At 60.8% G+C, this 16,908-nt stretch carries 13 protein-coding genes; 10 read left to right on the top strand and 3 right to left on the bottom strand.

What is annotated here, in order from left to right; translation table 11 throughout:
* Positions 1 to 193 precede the first annotated feature (193 nt).
* From AB4Y87_RS14145 to AB4Y87_RS14135, 3 genes are all read right to left on the bottom strand, one after another.
* Positions 194 to 1,684, bottom strand: coding sequence for an NAD-dependent succinate-semialdehyde dehydrogenase (locus AB4Y87_RS14145; protein ID WP_442004961.1), 1,491 nt, complete (start codon positions 1,682 to 1,684; stop codon positions 194 to 196).
* A complete protein-coding gene (locus AB4Y87_RS14140; RefSeq protein WP_442005135.1) occupies positions 1,681 to 4,671 on the bottom strand; it encodes an FAD-binding and (Fe-S)-binding domain-containing protein in 2,991 nt (996 codons plus the stop codon). The genes AB4Y87_RS14145 and AB4Y87_RS14140 overlap by 4 nt, the downstream gene beginning before the upstream one ends.
* A gap of 162 nt (positions 4,672 to 4,833) precedes the next feature.
* Complete coding sequence (locus tag AB4Y87_RS14135) at positions 4,834 to 5,673, bottom strand: hypothetical protein (protein ID WP_442004960.1); 840 nt, start codon at positions 5,671 to 5,673, stop codon at positions 4,834 to 4,836.
* Positions 5,674 to 6,196: 523 nt separating this feature from the next.
* On the opposite strand from AB4Y87_RS14135, the gene AB4Y87_RS14130 reads away from it, so the two are divergent.
* From AB4Y87_RS14130 to AB4Y87_RS14085, 10 genes are all read left to right on the top strand, one after another.
* Entirely contained in the window at positions 6,197 to 7,072 is an 876-nt protein-coding gene (locus AB4Y87_RS14130) for an ABC transporter permease (RefSeq protein WP_442004959.1), read from the top strand.
* 94 nt (positions 7,073 to 7,166) lie between these two features.
* Complete coding sequence (locus AB4Y87_RS14125) at positions 7,167 to 8,189, top strand: ABC transporter substrate-binding protein (RefSeq protein ID WP_442004958.1); 1,023 nt, start codon at positions 7,167 to 7,169, stop codon at positions 8,187 to 8,189.
* An 82-nt stretch (positions 8,190 to 8,271) separates the two neighbouring features.
* Positions 8,272 to 9,105, top strand: coding sequence for an ABC transporter ATP-binding protein (locus AB4Y87_RS14120; protein ID WP_442004957.1), 834 nt, complete (start codon positions 8,272 to 8,274; stop codon positions 9,103 to 9,105).
* 161 nt (positions 9,106 to 9,266) lie between these two features.
* Positions 9,267 to 10,007, top strand: coding sequence for an SDR family NAD(P)-dependent oxidoreductase (locus AB4Y87_RS14115; RefSeq protein WP_442004956.1), 741 nt, complete (start codon positions 9,267 to 9,269; stop codon positions 10,005 to 10,007).
* A gap of 39 nt (positions 10,008 to 10,046) precedes the next feature.
* Positions 10,047 to 11,036, top strand: coding sequence for an aldo/keto reductase (locus AB4Y87_RS14110; protein WP_442004955.1), 990 nt, complete (start codon positions 10,047 to 10,049; stop codon positions 11,034 to 11,036).
* 259 nt (positions 11,037 to 11,295) lie between these two features.
* The gene (locus AB4Y87_RS14105; RefSeq protein WP_442004954.1) at positions 11,296 to 12,108 is read left to right on the top strand and encodes an IclR family transcriptional regulator; all 813 of its coding nucleotides are present in this window, start codon (positions 11,296 to 11,298) and stop codon (positions 12,106 to 12,108) included.
* 543 nt (positions 12,109 to 12,651) lie between these two features.
* Positions 12,652 to 13,479, top strand: a complete 828-nt coding sequence (locus AB4Y87_RS14100) for an SDR family NAD(P)-dependent oxidoreductase (protein WP_442004953.1) — start codon at positions 12,652 to 12,654, stop codon at positions 13,477 to 13,479.
* A 36-nt stretch (positions 13,480 to 13,515) separates the two neighbouring features.
* On the top strand, positions 13,516 to 14,967 hold the full coding sequence (locus AB4Y87_RS14095) for an aldehyde dehydrogenase family protein (protein ID WP_442004952.1): 1,452 nt from the start codon (positions 13,516 to 13,518) through the stop codon (positions 14,965 to 14,967).
* A 31-nt stretch (positions 14,968 to 14,998) separates the two neighbouring features.
* The gene (locus AB4Y87_RS14090) at positions 14,999 to 15,790 is read left to right on the top strand and encodes an HpcH/HpaI aldolase family protein (RefSeq protein ID WP_442004951.1); all 792 of its coding nucleotides are present in this window, start codon (positions 14,999 to 15,001) and stop codon (positions 15,788 to 15,790) included.
* A gap of 32 nt (positions 15,791 to 15,822) precedes the next feature.
* Positions 15,823 to 16,812: a ketopantoate reductase family protein gene (locus AB4Y87_RS14085; protein WP_442004950.1), complete on the top strand. Its 990-nt coding sequence runs from the start codon at positions 15,823 to 15,825 to the stop codon at positions 16,810 to 16,812.
* Positions 16,813 to 16,908 lie beyond the last annotated feature (96 nt).

The following is a 16,908-nucleotide window of genomic DNA, read 5'->3' as shown; positions in this document are numbered from 1 at the left end:
GCCCCAATTTTGCCGCGACTCCGGTTTGCTCGATACCGGAACGAATGCCTTCTTCAGACGGGATGGTTCAGGCAACAGGCTGATATTCGCATGTTCCTTCAACGTGATCTTCCTAACTGACACACTCTTGGCTACGGCACCACGGTGGTCGGGAGATTGGTTTCAGTCATTTCCAGCACCTCGGGAGCACTGATTATTGGCGTGGGACGGCGATGTACTTATATTCGAGGAACTCATCGATGCCAACTTTGCCGCCTTCGCGGCCGATGCCTGATGCTTTGACGCCACCAAATGGTGCGGCTGCGTTGGCGACGATGCCGGTGTTGAGCCCAAGCATGCCGACCTCCAGGGCCTCGCCCACCCGGAAGCCGCGGTCCACGTCCTGGGTGAAGAGGTAGCCCACGAGGCCGTAGGGTGTGTCGTTTGCTTTGGTGATGGCTTCTTCTTCGGTGTCGAACGGGATGACGGGTGCCACGGGTCCGAAGATCTCCTCGGTCATGAGGTCGGCTTCGGGTGAAACGTCGGAGAGAACGGTGGGTGCGTAGAAGTAGCCCGGCCGGTCTGGACGTTTGCCGCCTGTCAAGACCTTCGCACCCTTTTTGACGGCGTCGTCGACAAGCTCCTGGACCTTCCTCAGGGCTTTTTCCTCGATGAGCGGACCGACGTCGGTGCCGGGTTCGGCGCCATCACCAATCGAAAGGGAGCCCATTCGCGCGGCGAGGCGCCGGGCGAATGCTTCGGCGACGGGCCGCTGGACGAAGATTCGGTTTGCGGCCGTGCATGCTTCGCCCATGTTGCGCATTTTCGCCGCTACGGCGCCTTCGACAGCTCGGTCGAGGTCGGCGTCTTCGAAGACAATGAAGGGGGCGTTGCCCCCGAGTTCCATAGAAGACCGCATGACGTGTTTGGCTGCCTGCTCGAGAAGGCGGATACCGACCTCGGTAGAGCCTGTGAAGCTGATTTTGCGGGCGATGCCGCTGGACATCCAGGGTGAGACCACCGAGGATGCCTTGGTCGTGCACACGACATTGAGGACGCCTGCCGGGAGTCCGGCTTCGATAAGAATATCGACGAGCGCCAGGGAGGTGAGGGGGGTCAAAGCTGCGGGTTTGAACACGATCGTGCAGCCAGCTGCGATGGCAGGCCCGATCTTGCGCATGCCCATGGCGATCGGGAAGTTCCACGGCGTGACGAGAACAACGGGTCCAACAGGTTCGCGGGAAACAAGGACGCGGGTCTTTCCGTCACCGGATGTCGTGTGGTCACCGCCTATCCGGACAGCCTCTTCCGAAAACCAGCGGAAGTAATCGGCGGCGTAGGCGATCTCACCTTTGGCTTCGGCTAGAGGCTTGCCCATTTCGCTGGTCATGATGAGGGCGATGTCGTCCTGGCGGGCCATGACGAGGTCGTACGCGCGGCGCAGGATTTCGCTGCGTTCGCGGGGGCTGGTCTTGGCCCAGTCTTTCTGCACACGGCCTGCTGTTTCGATGGCACGTTGTGCATCCTCGGGGCCGCCGTCGGCGACGGTGGCGATGACTTCCTCGGTCGCCGGGTTAACCACTTTGAAGCGGGCGCCGGAGGCAGCTTCTCCCCACTCTCCGTCGATGAAGACGCCGGTGCTGACCTTGGCTATGACTTCGGGTGCTCGCCCGGAGATGCTGAGGCCGCTGACATTGGTGGTCATGAGAGTTCCTCTGTTTCCTTGGTGTGGTGGTCTCTGGTGGTAGTAGCGGCGGTGGCGGCCATGGCCGTTCCCGGGTCGAGGATTTGGGCGAGGTGCAGGCCTGGTCTGCTTGGATCGAGCTGGTCTACCTGCCTGGCGCAGGAGAAGCCGTCAGTCAGGACAACAGTGCTCTGGCCGGCGGCTCTGAGAGCCGGTGCGAGCGCATTCTCTGCGACCTGCATGCTCACGTCATAGTGGTTTGCTTCGAAGCCAAAGTTCCCTGCAACACCGCAGCAGCCGTTAGCATCGACAACATTGGCTACGCCGGCTGCCTCGAGCATCTTGCGTTGTGACTTGGATCCGAAGACCGAGTACTCGTGGCAGTGTGTCTGCAGCACGGCTTCTTCAGGAACGGGGTTTGCCGGGGACGGCATCCAGCCTGCTGCCACGTGGTCGGCGGTGTACGCGGCGAAGCTGCGGATTCGCGCTGCGACGCGCTTGGCCTGCTCGGTGCGAACCAGTTCGGGCAAGTCCTTCCGGAGAGCCGCTGCGCAGCTGGGCTCGACGACGACGATCGGCCGGTCGGTCCCGTCGTCGAGGGCTTCCGCGGCGTTGGACAGCAGCCGCTTCGCGGTGCCCAGTTGGCCGGTCGAGATCCAGGTCAGACCGCAGCAGGCATCGGCCGAGCATTCGACGGTCCGGCCGGATCCGGCGAGGACGCGGGCGGCAGCACCGGCGACCTCCGGCCGGAAGCCGCGCGTAAATGTGTCGACGAACAGGACTATGGAGTTCCCGGCGCGGGCCTGGCCTGCAGGAAGGACGCCGGCGGCGGCGACTCCCCGCCGCCACTCCCCCGCCCCTGCGAAGCGAGGAAGCGCGCGCTTGGTGGTGAGCCCACCTGCTGCTGAGATGATTTTCCCCAACGGCGTCGCCAGGACGGCATTGACCAGCCCGGAGATGTGCCCTGTGAGCTTGAGCCAGCGCGGGAGCCAGCCGAGGGAGAAGTGCGCTATTGGGCGCAGTCGGCCTCGGTAGTAGTGGTCGAAGAATTCGGATTTGTAGGTGGCCATGTCCACCCCTGCGGGACAGTCCGTGGAGCAGGCCTTGCACGACAGGCACAGGTCCAGTGCCTCCCGCACCTCTTCGGATTTCCACCCCTCTTCAACCGTGCGGGCGCCGCGGACCATGTCCTGCAGGACGCGGGCGCGGCCGCGGGTTGAATCTTTCTCATCGCGGGTCGCCTTGTAGCTGGGGCACATTACCCCGCCGCTGTCTGCGCGGCATCTTCCTACGCCGATGCAGCCCTGTACGGCGTGCACCCATGGGTTGGTTCCCGCGGAAGCGATCGGGCGCAGGTCGAAGCTCGTCCGCCATTCCCGGTCGGGGATTCCCTCCAAAGCGAGGTGTGAATCAATGGGGTCCGGGTTCGTCATGGAGCCTGGGTTGAGGATGCCCAGCGGGTCCCAAAGGCGGCGGCATTCGGAAAAGGCTGCCATTACTTCGGGCGAGTACATGAGAGGCAGCAGTTCGGACCGGGCACGGCCGTCACCGTGCTCGCCGGACAGCGACCCGCCGTGCCGGACAACAAGTTCCGCGGCCTGCCTGGTGAACGCGCGGAAGACTTTCCGGCCTTCCTCGCTGCGCAAATCGTAGGTGATGCGCACATGCATGCAGCCGGCACCGAAGTGCCCGTACATAACCCCGGTGAGGCTGTGTCCGGCCAGGAGTTCACGCAGGTCTCCGAGGTAGTCGGCCAGTTTCTCGGGTGCGACGGCGGAATCTTCCCATCCCGGCCACGACTCGCCGCCCGAAGCCAACCGGGAGGACAGGCCCGCCCCGTCTTCCCGCACACGCCAGAGCGAGGCACGTTCGGCGGGGTCTGCGGCGGCACGGCCGTCTACGAGCCGGCTGTTTGCGGCGAGCCGTGCAAGCAGCAGCTCGGCTTGGTCGTGCACTGATTCGAGGTCATCGCCGTCAAGGTCGACGAAGAGCCAGGCCTTCCCCTTGGGCAGGCCCAGGACGGAGTCGGCACCGCGCCGGCGTCGCATGGTCGCGACAATGGCCTCATCGGTGCCTTCGACGGCGGCAGGCGAGAAGTCCAGAATGGTGGGGATGTCGCGTGCGGCGTCGACGACGTCGTTGTAGCCGAGGCAGACAAGCAGGGCTGCGGCTGGCTTTGGTACGAGTTTCATGCGGGCGCCCACGACTACGGCCCAGGTGCCCTCGGAGCCGACGACGGCGCGGGCGACGTTAAATTTCTTCTCGGGCAGTAGATTTTCCAAGTGATAGCCCGAGACTTGGCGGGGGATGCAACCGAGTTCCAGCCGGAAGGTGCTCAGGTTCTCTTGTGCCAGCTGGGTCAGCGACGCCGAGAGCGCGTCTGCCCTGGCGGCGGAAAAGGAGTCTGTGGGATCGGTGGCACGCAGTCCTGTTTCGGTCGCCGTAAGCAGAGCTCCATCGGAGGTGACGACGTCAATTTCGGATACGTGGTCCGAGGTCCGGCCGTAACGGACAGAGTGGTTGCCGCAGGCGTCGTTGCCAATGGCTCCGCCGACGGTGGCGCGGTTCTTGGATGAAGGATCGGGCGCGAACGTGCAGCGGCCATCCGTAGCCCGCTCCACCTCTCGGGACAGGACCGAGAGTATGACGCCGGGCTCGACTTCCACCGTTCCCGCCTCTTCATTGATGGCAAGGACCTGGTTCATGTGCCGCGAGAAATCCAGGACGAGACCGGGGCCGATAGCGTTGCCGGCCATGGACGTGCCGCCGCCCCGGGCAATGATAGAGGTACCACTCTCCCGGCACGCTGCGACGGCGGCAACGACATCATCAACGCTCCGGGGAAAGGAGACCGCGAGGGGTTCGACACGGTAGTTCGAGGCGTCGTAGGAATATTCAGCACGCCTGCGTGAAGAAGAGTCAGTTGAAACTCCTGCCTTTGCGAGTTTCCTCAGCAGCACAGTAGCTGGAGCGGAGACCCCGCTGACGGGGTCGCCACTAACCTGCATCGAAGCGGTGCCGTTGGCGCTGTCTCCCTGCAGCATTTCCTGGTCGCGCAGCGTCGCGCCACTGGAGGCATCAGTCATTACAATGAGTTCCTTCTCGTAAGTCAGGGAATCGCCGGTCAACGAAAGGCGGGGCCCCATGGGCCCCGCCCTACGTCGATCGACTTAGAAAGTGTGGAGCACTACGCGGAGGAACTCAGTGGGTTCGATGGCCTCAAGGGGGACCGGGCCTTCGTTGGCGAGGAATTCGTAGCCGGTCTCCGGACCGTACTTTTCACCGCTCGCGGTGACCTGACCCTTGGTCTGGAAGAGGATCTCGATGGAGGGGAACTGGCCGGCGCGGTAAACAGCACCGGGTTCGAGACGCAAGAAGCCCGTGCGCAGTTTACGCTCAGTGAAAGTTCCAAGCCACTTTTCTGAGACACCTTCATCACCTGAGGGGAGCCAGTCATAAGCCTCAGGATTGATGGCGATGACGTCTTCGTATCGCGGGGTTGCGAATTCGAGCTTACGGCCGGTGGCGTGCTCGAAAATTGCCTGCGAACCATCAAGCGTCTGGGGCTGGCCACTAGCGTCCGTGAAGTGGTAGAGACCCTTCTTGAACTCACCGGTCTTGGCGAGTTCGGCGTTACCCGCTTCGCGCTGCGCGGCGCTCAGATAGCCCTGGCCGCTCGCGCCGCCAGCCTGCAGGACCATCGTCCGCAGGCCTTCGGCGCGGGCCTGGGGCCCATAGTAGACGCTTTCGGGGAAATAACCGACCCAGCCCTGCTCCAGCACGTTCTCTTCCGTGTAAGGCAAGCGACCCTCAATGACGTAACGGATCTGGTCAAAGGTGTGCCTGTGCCGGGGGGTACCCCACCCACCACTGCCTGTAACACCGATGTTCAGGTCGTAATTGTTGGGCGACCCATCTTCACCGAACAACAGGTGTTTCTGGTCCAGTTTCCCTTCACGCATGGTCCCGACCGCTTCACTGCCGGTGTCGGCTGCTTTGCTGACGCGCATAATCCTGCTCCTTCACAAAAATTTGATGTCATCCCCGACGGGAGCCGATGGATTGGCGCCCGGCCCGGCCGCTGCATTCGTGCCGAACCGGGCGCCTTTGTGAACACTATCTCACAGTTCTGGATATTGTAAATAGTATGAATTAGTCGCAAGATCGGCCGCATGGACCGTCCGGCGCCGCAGCGGGAGGACCGCGCGGGAGGGTAGATCAGGGACCCGGGCACTGGGGCGGTCGAGCGCGAGCAGGCGGCACTGCACCTGAAGGATGTCCCGAACGAATCACGCGGACCCTGTTGACTAATTCCGATAATGCCGGATATTCTCAATCATCGAGCTTCAAGTGATTACGGACACACCACACCCGGTTCAACAGAAGACGCTCCCCGTTCTTCAGGAAGTCACTGTTCCAAGGGCTTATAGGCCCTACGAATCTCACCCTTCATCAGCAGTCGAGGCATAGCAACCCGCCACGCGCCTTGGGCTCAGATATTGGTTCGCGTTCCGCTCAAGGAAGAGAAGGTTCATGCAAAGGAAAAACCTGACGGTTGACCGTCCTGCCCATACAGAGTCTGCCGTAAGCCCTCGGCCAACTCTGGATGCGCCCAAACCCGAGCAACGAAAAGCCGCCGCGACACGGCGCCGCCTTGGTTCAGTCGCCTGGTCGGCACTGCCGTTGCTGGTCTTCGTAGCAATCCTTGCCCTGTGGGCTGCAGTAGTCGAGCTGTTTAAGATTCCCGCCTATCTGCTGCCCGGGCCTGTCGATGTAATCGAACGGCTTGTACACGACGCCGCTAGCCTATGGACGCATACCCAGTCGACCCTCGTCGTGATCGTTGTCGGCCTGGTTCTTAGTATCGTGATAGGCGTACCTCTGGGCTTGCTAATTGCACTATCGCGGACTGCAAAGCAGCTGCTCTACCCGCAGGTCATCATCCTTCAGCTTGTGCCAAAAATTGCAGTAGCGCCGCTGCTCCTGGTCTGGCTCGGGTTCAGCATCAACACCAAAATCGGCCTGGTGATCCTTATAACGTTCTTCCCCCTGCTGATGGCAAGCATCAGCGGCTTCCGCATCCTCGACGACCGGCTCCTGTACCTGACCCGGTCGATGGGTGCCAGCAGGTGGCAGACCTTCTGGTCACTTCGGTTCCCGGCAGCACTGCCGGTAATTTTCTCCGGCATCAAGACCTCGGCCACCATCGCGATCACCGGCGCACTTGTCGCCGAGTTCCTGGGATCCAACAGCGGCTTGGGCTACGCGCTTTTGCGCGCAAGCGGCGCATTCGATACCGAGTATATGTTTGCGATTCTGGTCATCCTCACCGTCATCGGAGTGATCGTCAACTACCTGGTCGAGGCAATCGAATGGCTGCTCACTCCCTGGCAGCGCCGCTCCGCATAGCAAGACAAGCCGGGCCGGCTCAAACCACAAGGTAAGGCCTCCAGCCCACCAACCGAGACATTAGGCAATTCAGAAACGATCCGAAGGACTAAAAATGCGACGAAGCATTCCTGCACTGGTTACAGCTGCCTTGGCAGCGGGAGCGTTGATGCTCTCCGGCTGCTCAGCTCCTGCCGCTTCAGACAGCGCCGGCACTGGAACACCCGTGCGTTTCCAAATGAACTTTTCCTGGTCGGCCTCAACAGCTGGCTTCGCAGTTGCCCAAGCCGACGGCTTGTACAAGGACGCCGGTGTAGATGCGAAAATTGAACAGGGTACAGGTTCAGGCACGGCGGTTCAGCTTGTGGCAAGCGGCCAGGCCGACATGGGCGTTGCCGACGCCGTCGCCATCAGCCAGCAGATCGAACAGGGCGCACCCCTAGTAATCGTGGCCACCGACAACCAAGTGACAAACATCGCTATCCAAGCCCTCGAGGAGTCAGGCATCAAGTCCGTCCAGGACCTCAAGGGCAAGACCATCGGCCTCTCCCAGGGCGGCGCGCACGCTTTCCTTTTTCCGCTCTTCCTTCAACTAAATGGATTGAGCGAAAACGACGTCACCATCTCGACCCTTCCCTTTGCCTCCTTGCCGGCAGCCCTCCTTCAAAAGAACATTGACGCCATGGTAGGCGGGCATGACACGGTAGTCTCGCTAGAACAGCAGAACGCGAAAGTCCAGAACTTCTGGTTTAAGGATTATGGCGTATCCCCGGTCGCCCACTCGATTTTCACCACCAAGAGTTTTGCCGAAAGCCACCCGGACGCCGTGAAGAAGTTTGTGGCCGCCAGCTTGAAAGGCTGGTCCAGCACTATCGACGATCCCGAGCGCGCTGTCACAGCCGTCAAACAACTTCAGCCCGACTCCCGTGACAACGTAGTCCGGGACGAACTGAAATTGCTGCTTCCCCTGATGTGTGAAGCCAACGCAAAATTCCTCGGACGCGCTGAACCCGACCGCTGGGAACACACCAACGATCAGCTTACCCGCTCCAAACTCCTGAAAGCTCCTCTCGACTTCTCAAAAGCGGTCTCATACGACTACCTTCCGCCAGAGTCGGAACTCCGCAGCTGCAAATAGGTTCTATACCCGGGCTACCGATCCCCGAGACCGGTGGTCCGGGAGAATCTGCACGTCCTCAATCAAGAGAAAGGCATTACAAATGAGCGACACCGTATTGCACCAAAGGACTGCGGGCGTTCCCATCTCCATCGAAGGTGTTGGCAAGACGTTCAACAGTTCGAAAGGAACCTCCTTTGAGGCCCTGAAACCGGTAACCATGGATATCAGGCCAGGTGAATTCATATCGATCGTCGGCCCCTCCGGCTGCGGCAAAAGCACCCTGATGCTCATGGCTGCCGGCCTCCTGGACCGAACAGAAGGAGTTATCCGCATTGGTGGTACAACCGTAAACAAGCCGTACACGGACATTGGGATTGCCTTCCAGGACCATCTCCTCCTGGATTTCCGTACGGCTATGGAAAATGTGCTGATTCACGCAGATATCCGCGGTTTGGATAAAAAGGCGCTACGGGTGCGTGCCACAGAGCTGTTCAAGCAACTTCATCTGGAAAAAGCCATGGACAAATATCCGCGGCAGCTGTCCGGCGGAATGCGGCAAAGGGTATCCCTCATCCGCACTATCGTGCACGAGCCGTCCGTGCTGCTGCTCGATGAACCATTTGGCGCCCTTGACGCACTCACACGCCTCCAAGTACGCGCTGACCTTGAAGCGCTCTGGCTACGCAACAAACCTACGGTCATTTTCATTACCCACAGCGTGGAAGAAGCAGTAGGACTGTCGGACAGGATCTTCGTGATGAGCCCAACTCCAGGCCAAGTAGTAGACGAGATAGCCGTCGACCTGCCTCGCCCGCGGCCACTCGCACTCGTCGAATCGCCCGATTTCGGTGCTTACGTGGACCGCATCTACGGCCACTTTGAGCGCATGGGCGTGCTTCACGGGATTGAGATTCCCAAGCGCGCAGGCGAATAGGCGATACCCGACGGCTGGGAAGGGCCCAGCAAAGTCTATTGCCCAATTCTGTGCTGGACTCCGGCCCCCAGCACTCCAGGCCGTCGCGCCGGGAAGCGAAAGTTCCCCGCCTTCGCGGCGGGCCCATTCAATGTAAAAGGAATCTACAAGGGAGCATGAGTATGAACGACCACGCAGACCAGCCGGGCAAGCGGCTGCAAGGACGCAGGATTGTTGTCACCGGCGCAGCAGGCGGAATTGGACGAAGCACGGCCCGGCTCTTTGCCCAGGAAGGGGCATCCGTTGCCCTCCTGGACCGTGACAAAGAAAATCTCCAGGTTGTCGCCGAGGAGCTTGCTGGTTGGGCTTTTCCGGTGGATCTAACTGACGACGAGGCAGTTACTGGTGCAGTTGGAGAAGCTGCCGCAGCTCTGAGCGGGATTGACGGCGTCGTCAATGCGGCCGGAATCATGTTCCAAGGGCTGGCGTCCGAGGTGTCTTCCAAGGACTGGCGCAGGGTTATTGACATTAACCTCACGGGCACATACAACGTGGTCAGCGCGAGCATACCGTGGCTGGTACAGGAACCGTCCGCGACGGTTGTTACGATCGCGTCGGCAGCCGGACTGTTGCCAAACGCGCCTGGCCTTACGGCCTACGCCGCGTCAAAGGGCGGGGTTGTGGCGCTCTCCAAGGCACTGGCTGCGGAACTGGCCCCCAAAGTCCGGGTCAACACTGTTTGTCCAGGCATGGTGGATACTGCAATGGCAGACGGGTTCAGGGCCAACGTCGGCAACTATGCGCTCAACCGCCTGGCCGATCCCATCGAGATTGCCCGAACCATTCTTTTCCTCACTAGCCACGAATCCTCGTATGTTACGGGAGCAGCATTGGCAGCGGACGGCGGAAGATCCTTCCACTAGGCAAGACCCCACGACACAGCGACAGCAAGGAACCAAAAAATGAGCATGCAGTCCGAAGGAGCCGGGGTGGAGGGCCTGAAATTCCCCATCTCGCGGCTGGTCCTGGGGACCATGATGTTCGGCGACACCGCCGACGAGGCCACCGCCGGCCGGATGGTGGAGGAAGCACTCGACGCCGGCATCACCACCATCGATACCGCCAACGCCTACGTCGGGGGTGTCACCGAGGAGATGTTGTCCCGCCTCCTGAAGGGAAAGCGTGACGGCGTCATTCTGGCTTCCAAAGCCGGCATCCAGCACGCGGACCACGGCTCGAATGCGCCGCTCTCCTCGGCTGGCCTGCGGGCCAGCGTGGAAGGCAGCCTGCGACGGCTGGCCGTAGACAGCATCGACCTGTTCTACCTGCATCAGCCGGACCGGGCCACACCGCTTTCCGAGACGCTGTCCACTGTGGCCGAGCTCGTTGCTGAGGGAAAGATCGGCGCCCTGGGCGTGTCAAACTTCGCCGCCTGGCAGATCGCGGACGTCATCTATACGGCGGACGAAGTGGGCGCGCCGCGGCCCGTCGTCGCCCAGCAGCTCTACAACTTGGTGGGCCGCCGGCTGGAAGAGGAATACTTCGAGTTCGCCGCCACCCACAACATCCACACCATGGTCTACAACCCGCTGGGCGGCGGACTGCTAACCGGCAAGCACAGCTTCGACGTCAAACCCGCCGAGGGCCGCTTCGGTGACTCGAAAATGGCTGAAATCTACACACAGCGGTACTGGGACAAACAGCTGTTCGACGCGATCGGCGAGCTGTCGCACATCGCCTCGCACGCCGGAGTCTCCCTGGCCGAGCTTTCCCTGCGCTGGCTCGCCTACCGCGACGGCGTCGGGTCGATGTTGCTCGGCGGGTCCAAGGTGGAGCAGCTTCGCGCCAATATCGTCGCCGTGGCCGCCGGGCCACTGCCGACCGACGTCGTCGAAGCCTGCGACGCCGTGGGCACCTCGCTCCGCGGCCCGATGCCCGCCTACAACCGCTGACGCCGTACTTCTCCGGACTCATAGAGATTCCAAGTCCAGAAACGGCGTTCAGCGTATCGAGCGTCGATAATCTGCCGGCGGGAGCGAAAAGCGGGGTCTTGTTCTGCTGTCGTGGTGAGAGCGCAGAACAACACGTGGTGACAAAGATGCATAACCGATATCCTGTATGGTGAGAGTTTAACCCTTAGATCGGTTTTCTGGCCGCAGCGGCGGGACCGGATAGGGCGCACCACAGACAGAGGAGGCAAGGGATTCACTGATGAGTGAACTTAATTCCGAGGTTGCCGTCGGCGGGACGGCAGTAGCTTCCGACAGCGCAGGCAGCCTTGCAAGAATGCTGAACATCCTTGACCTTTTCACTGAAAAGCACCCCATCTGGTCGACGGCCGATCTTATCGAGGCGCTGGAGACATCGCGGTCCACTGGGTACCGCTATATCAAGACCCTGCACGATGCGGGGCTTCTCACGACTGTAAGTAACGGGTACTACAGTCTGGGCCCACGGATTATCGAGATGGACCTTCAGATCCGGGAGACGGATCCGCTACTGCTTGCCTCCCGCGGCGTCCTCGAGGACTTGGTCGACACGATTGGCCACTCAGCGACGTTGTGCACCGCCTTTCGGGATTCAGTACTTTGCGTAGCGGAAAGTCGGGCGTCCGACAGCCCGGTAAACCGTTTCAGCCGCGGGCAGCGACGCCCACTGTTTAAGGGGTCAGTGTCCAAGGTCATTCTCGCCTACCTTCCGCACCACCGCCTGAAGGCAATCTATCCGCGTTACAGTGAAGAAATTCAGAATGCGGGGCTCGGTGGTAACTGGAGCGAGTTCCGCAAAACGCTCGGTGGAATCAAGAAGAACGGCTATCTCTTGACAATGGGCGAATTTAACCCCGGCGTCTACAGTGTTGCTGCACCTATTCTCACCGATCAGAAAACTGCCATGAGCAGCGTCGGCTTCGCCTGGGATGAGCAAGCGCGACGGGACGTCGACGTGGAGCAGGCGGTGCTGGCCGTCAAGGCGGCGGCCGCGACAATATCCGAACGCCTCCTTCAAAACGCGAGATCCTCGTAAGACGCTGAGTACTCTCAATGGAGTGCCGGCTGCAGGCACCTGCCCGTCAACGGCATGGTTTTCGCGCTACAGCCACCATTTGCCAATGCTTCGAGGGTGTTCCGTAGCCGAACGTCGTTCTTGGGTATTCATTTAGGGTCCTTTCCACCGCAATTGGTGCGCGAGTGCTCCAGATCCGGCTTTCCCTCGGGTACGTTCCAATCCGCTGGGCAGCACCCGCGATTACGCTTTCGTGGCCATTTCCTGCTTTCTCAACAAGCGGTAGGTCCTACCTAAGGGCATCCACATCCTGCTTTACGTCCCGATGAGAATCACACCATCGATTTTCTATTGACGTAATCCCGTATATTCGGATATTGTCTATTCCACAGGGTGATTACGCCCAAGTTGCCCACCTTTCCGGGCGGTCGACATACACCCGCAGATGGGTGCATGGATTGCGCCGCCACGGAGTCAGTGACTGCTCAGCCGGCGCTCCTATGCCAGCCCCTTTCACTGCTCCGACCCATTCCACGCCCACACGCGACGCCTCGAGGATCGACTATGACGACGACAGCCCCCCTTACCCATACGCCTTTCGACTCCGGTGTGCCGGCAGCTGCCCGGGACTTTAGCGTTGAAGGGAGGGTCGTGTTGATCACGGGTGCCGCCCAAGGCATCGGCAGAGAGCTGGCACGCCAATTTGCGGCTGCTGGAGCCTTGGCCGTTGTTGCCGATCTGAACCTCGACAAAGCTGAATCAGTGGCACACGAGATCAGTAGCGCAGGCGGGAAAGGTCTCGCCGTTCAGGTGGACGTGGCAGATGAGGCTTCCGTCCAGGCGATGGTGGATTCGGTGATCACCATCTGGGGCCGAATCGACGTACTGATCAACAACGCCTCGATCTTTGCGGCTATCGAAAAGGGCCCATTCGATGAAATCCCGCTCTCACAGTGGGAAAAGGTTCTCAAGGTCAATGTGACAGGCAGCTACCTGTGCGTACGTGCGGTGGCTGACCATATGCGTAAAGCGGGCTTCGGGCGCATCATTAACATTTCGTCTGATTCGGTGACCCGCGGCGTGCCCAACTACCTCCACTACGTCACATCAAAGTCCGCACTGATCGGCATGACGAACGCGTTGGCTCGCGAGCTCGGCAGCTATGGGATCACTGTCAACTGTGTGCGGCCGGGCATGATCGCCACGGAAGTAGAGCGCACCGTCAATCCCACAATCGAAGTCCGCGAACGGGCCGCATCGCAGCAGTGCATTCCGAGAGGAATGGTGCCCACGGACTTGGTGGGCGTCATGTTCTTCCTCACCACTCCGGCGTCGGCGTTCATTACCGGCCAGACCATCGCTTGCGACGGCGGCTACACCCACAGCAGCTGACCACCCAACATTCGACAGCCAGAGGAGGAGTTAGACATGTTGCAGTACCCGCATCTATACATCGACGGTCAATGGGTTGAGCCCACCGAACCGCGCCATGTGGAACTGATCGATCCCACCCGAGAAGCACCCTTCGCCCAGGTCGCAATAGGCACTGCCGCCGACGTGGACCTGGCGGCGGCCGCCGCGCGAAGAGCTTTCGAAAGCTTTTCCACAACATCAGTGGCGGAACGCATGGCACTGATTGGCCGGATCATCGATGTCTACGAATCCCACGCCGATGAGTTCTCACAGCTGATTGCACGCGAAGTCGGTATCCCGGTAGGCAACCGTGCCCAGGTCAACGGCCCGGCCGACCACATGAAGGTGGCCCGGGAGGTCCTGCGCGACTACCAGTTTGAGACCAGCATCGGCGACGCTATTGTGCGTCGGGAGCCGATCGGAGTGTGCGCTCTCATTTCACCTTGGAACTGGCCTGTCCAAACCGGCGTCATCAAGGTGATCTACGCCCTGGCTGCCGGCTGTACCGTCATCGCCAAACCCAGCATGAACGCCGCCGCCAGCGGCACACTGTTTGCCCAGGTACTGCATGAAGCCGGCGTGCCGGCTGGAGTGTTCAACCTTGTGAACGGAACCGGGCGCGAAGTAGGCGACACAATGTCCCGCCACCCCCTCGTGGACATGGTCTCGTTTACCGGGTCCACCGCCGCTGGCAGGCAGGTAGGGGCCGCCGCGGCAGACACCGTGAAGCGCGTCTCGCTGGAACTGGGGGGCAAATCAGCCAACGTAGTACTGCCTGATGCAGACCTCGAAAAGGCTGCTCGCTGGACCATCCAGCGCTGCTTCTTCAATGCCGGGCAGTCATGCCATGCTCCTGCGCGAATGCTGGTCCACGAGAGCAAAATCGATAAAGTTGTCCCGTTTCTCGTCGATGAGGCCCGCACTTTTCGACTGGGCGACCCATTGGAGAGCTCCACAACGATGGGGCCGGTCGTTAGCGCGGACCAGTACAAATCCATAAGGGACCTCATCAAGAGCGGGATCGACGAAGGCGCCGTCCTCGCAACCGGCGGCCTCGAGGTACCTGACGGCTTGGATGTAGGGTACTTCGTTCAGCCCACAGTGTTCACTAATGTCACACCCGAGATGACAATCGCCCGGGAGGAGATTTTCGGGCCGGTGCTGGCTGTGATTCCCTACCGTGACGAGGACGACGCCTTGCGCATCGCCAACGATTCACCTTATGGGCTCGGTGGCTATGTCTTCGGTGGCGAAAGGACCAACCCTCACCGCATCGTGAACGGTCTCCGTGCCGGACGAGTCAGCTACAACGGCGCGCCAACTGATTCCTACACGCCCATGGGGGGATACAAACAGTCCGGGATTGGAAGATCAATGGGCAGGTTTGGACTCGAAGAATATCTCGAAATCAAGTCCATCTACGGGTTCGGGGACGAAGCGCAAGCACTGCCGAAGCTGTTCGGCTAGAACATCCAATTCCTTCAGGAGCTGCTACATCATGACTACCGAAACCACACCCCTGCTCCGTAATCCGGTCAAGGAAAAACTGTCACGGGGGGAACCTGTCTACTCAATGACAGTTCGGCTGGTGCGGACGGTGGACATCGCATCCATCGCCCGCACGGCTGGCTTCGACTCCATTTACGTTGACATGGAGCACAGCAGTTTTTCCCTTGAGGCTGCCGGCCAAATCTGCATGGCCTGCAATTCCCTAGGGGTAACCCCCTTGGTCCGCGTCCCAGGACTGGATGCATCCCTAATAGCCAGGGTCATGGATTCCGGAGCCATGGGAATCATCGTTCCCGGCGTACAGTCCGCGGATGAGGCGCGCGCCCTGGTCCGCGCCATAAAGCATGCCCCGTGGGGGGAACGCTCTTTGGCCGGCGCGGCACCGCAGCTGCACTACCAGACGCTTCCAGCAGATCAAGTCGTAAGGGAGCTCGACCAAGCCTCCATGGCAGTTGCCATGATCGAATCACGGGCCGGTTTGGAGGCGGCAGAGGCCATTGCCGCAGTGGAGGGCATCGACATGCTCCTCGTAGGCGCCAGTGACCTGAGCGTGGAACTGGGAATAGCAGGCGAAATGGACCACCCCCAGGTGCATGACGCGTTCCTCCACGTGATCGACTCCTGCCGCAAAAACGGGAAGTTTGTAGGCATCGGCGGGCTCGGCGGACGCCCGGACCTGATCCGCAAATACCAGGACCTGGGGGCCGGCTTCGTTTCCACGGGCAATGACATCTCAATGCTGAGCGGCGCCGCCGCACAGAAGCGAAAGCAATTCGACTAACCAATCCGGCTACACGACGACAAGGATTACCCATGAAAATCTGCATTTATGGCGCAGGAGCCGTAGGCGGCCATATAGCCGGCAGGCTCGCCGGCAGCGATGCCGAAGTCTCGCTTATCGCCCGTGGTGACCATCTCACCGCCATCCGCCAGAACGGACTGCGGGTGGAAACCCACGAAGGGACGCTGGTCTCACACCCCTTCGCGACGGACCAGCCCGGCGATCTGGAACCCCAGGACATCGTCATCGTTACCGTTAAAGCCCCGGCCCTTCCCGTCATCGCCAAGGACGTTGCCGGTCTTCTGCACGAGGACAGCCTGGTTCTCTTCGTTATGAACGGTATCCCCTGGTGGTATTTCCATGCCCACGGGGGCAATCTTGACGGCACGCAGCTGCGACGCATCGACCCAGAAAACAGCCTATGGGAGCACATCGGCCCGGAACGCGCCGTGGGTGCAGTCGCCTACACTGCCTGTAGTGTGATCGCCCCTGGCGTTATCCGCGCAGGCAACCCCCGAAACAGGCTGCTGGTCGGCCGTCCCGACGGTCGGCAGGAACCGAGGCTCGAGAAATTGGCCTCGCTCCTCAACCCCAGTGGTCTCGAAGTTACGGTGACCTCGCGTATCCGCGACGCCATCTGGACGAAGCTGCTGATGAATCTCATCGGCGGCTCCCTCGCCGTCCTCACAGCGTCGCCCATGAAAAACGTGCTTGATAAGCCTGCCATAGCTGGAACAGCCAAAGCCATGGCCGACGAAGGCGCAGCCATCGCCCGTGCCTTGGGGTGCGAACCTGGAGACCCTCAGGAAGGGCTCCAGAAGTTGTCAACGTCCGGTCACCTGCAAAGTATCGCCCAAGACCTCCTGGCCAACCGGCCCATGGAGATCGACGCGATGTTCCGCGTGCCCCTCGACCTCGCCGAACTGGCACAGGTACCTACACCAAACCTTGACCTCATGATTGAACTCGCAACCCAACGTGCCCGCGCAGCGGAACTGTACGAGGACAGCCAAGCCAAGTGATAAGCGGCGGGGAACGCCGCGAGACCTTACCGCAAAGGTTGGAACTACACAGCAGCTGAGTGCCCATCGCATCGTGCGAAAACATCGGCGGACTTG

Source organism: Paenarthrobacter sp. RAF54_2, assembly GCF_052113945.1.
GTDB lineage: Bacteria > Actinomycetota > Actinomycetes > Actinomycetales > Micrococcaceae > Arthrobacter.
This window is presented reverse-complemented; position numbering and strand designations above follow the sequence as displayed.

Excerpts from the sequence above, each read along its gene's own strand:
- AB4Y87_RS14095 (WP_442004952.1), top strand. The coding sequence starts at position 13,516 with ATGTTGCAGTACCCGCATCTATACATCGACGGTCAATGGGTTGAGCCC.
- AB4Y87_RS14115 (WP_442004956.1), top strand. The coding sequence starts at position 9,267 with ATGAACGACCACGCAGACCAGCCGGGCAAGCGGCTGCAAGGACGCAGG.
- AB4Y87_RS14085 (WP_442004950.1), top strand. The coding sequence starts at position 15,823 with ATGAAAATCTGCATTTATGGCGCAGGAGCCGTAGGCGGCCATATAGCC.
- AB4Y87_RS14125 (WP_442004958.1), top strand. The coding sequence starts at position 7,167 with ATGCGACGAAGCATTCCTGCACTGGTTACAGCTGCCTTGGCAGCGGGA.
- AB4Y87_RS14105 (WP_442004954.1), top strand. The coding sequence starts at position 11,296 with ATGAGTGAACTTAATTCCGAGGTTGCCGTCGGCGGGACGGCAGTAGCT.
- AB4Y87_RS14100 (WP_442004953.1), top strand. The coding sequence starts at position 12,652 with ATGACGACGACAGCCCCCCTTACCCATACGCCTTTCGACTCCGGTGTG.
- AB4Y87_RS14120 (WP_442004957.1), top strand. The coding sequence starts at position 8,272 with ATGAGCGACACCGTATTGCACCAAAGGACTGCGGGCGTTCCCATCTCC.
- AB4Y87_RS14110 (WP_442004955.1), top strand. The coding sequence starts at position 10,047 with ATGAGCATGCAGTCCGAAGGAGCCGGGGTGGAGGGCCTGAAATTCCCC.
- AB4Y87_RS14090 (WP_442004951.1), top strand. The coding sequence starts at position 14,999 with ATGACTACCGAAACCACACCCCTGCTCCGTAATCCGGTCAAGGAAAAA.
- AB4Y87_RS14140 (WP_442005135.1), bottom strand. The coding sequence starts at position 4,671 with ATGCAGGTTAGTGGCGACCCCGTCAGCGGGGTCTCCGCTCCAGCTACT.
- AB4Y87_RS14130 (WP_442004959.1), top strand. The coding sequence starts at position 6,197 with ATGCAAAGGAAAAACCTGACGGTTGACCGTCCTGCCCATACAGAGTCT.
- AB4Y87_RS14135 (WP_442004960.1), bottom strand. The coding sequence starts at position 5,673 with ATGCGCGTCAGCAAAGCAGCCGACACCGGCAGTGAAGCGGTCGGGACC.
- AB4Y87_RS14145 (WP_442004961.1), bottom strand. The coding sequence starts at position 1,684 with ATGACCACCAATGTCAGCGGCCTCAGCATCTCCGGGCGAGCACCCGAA.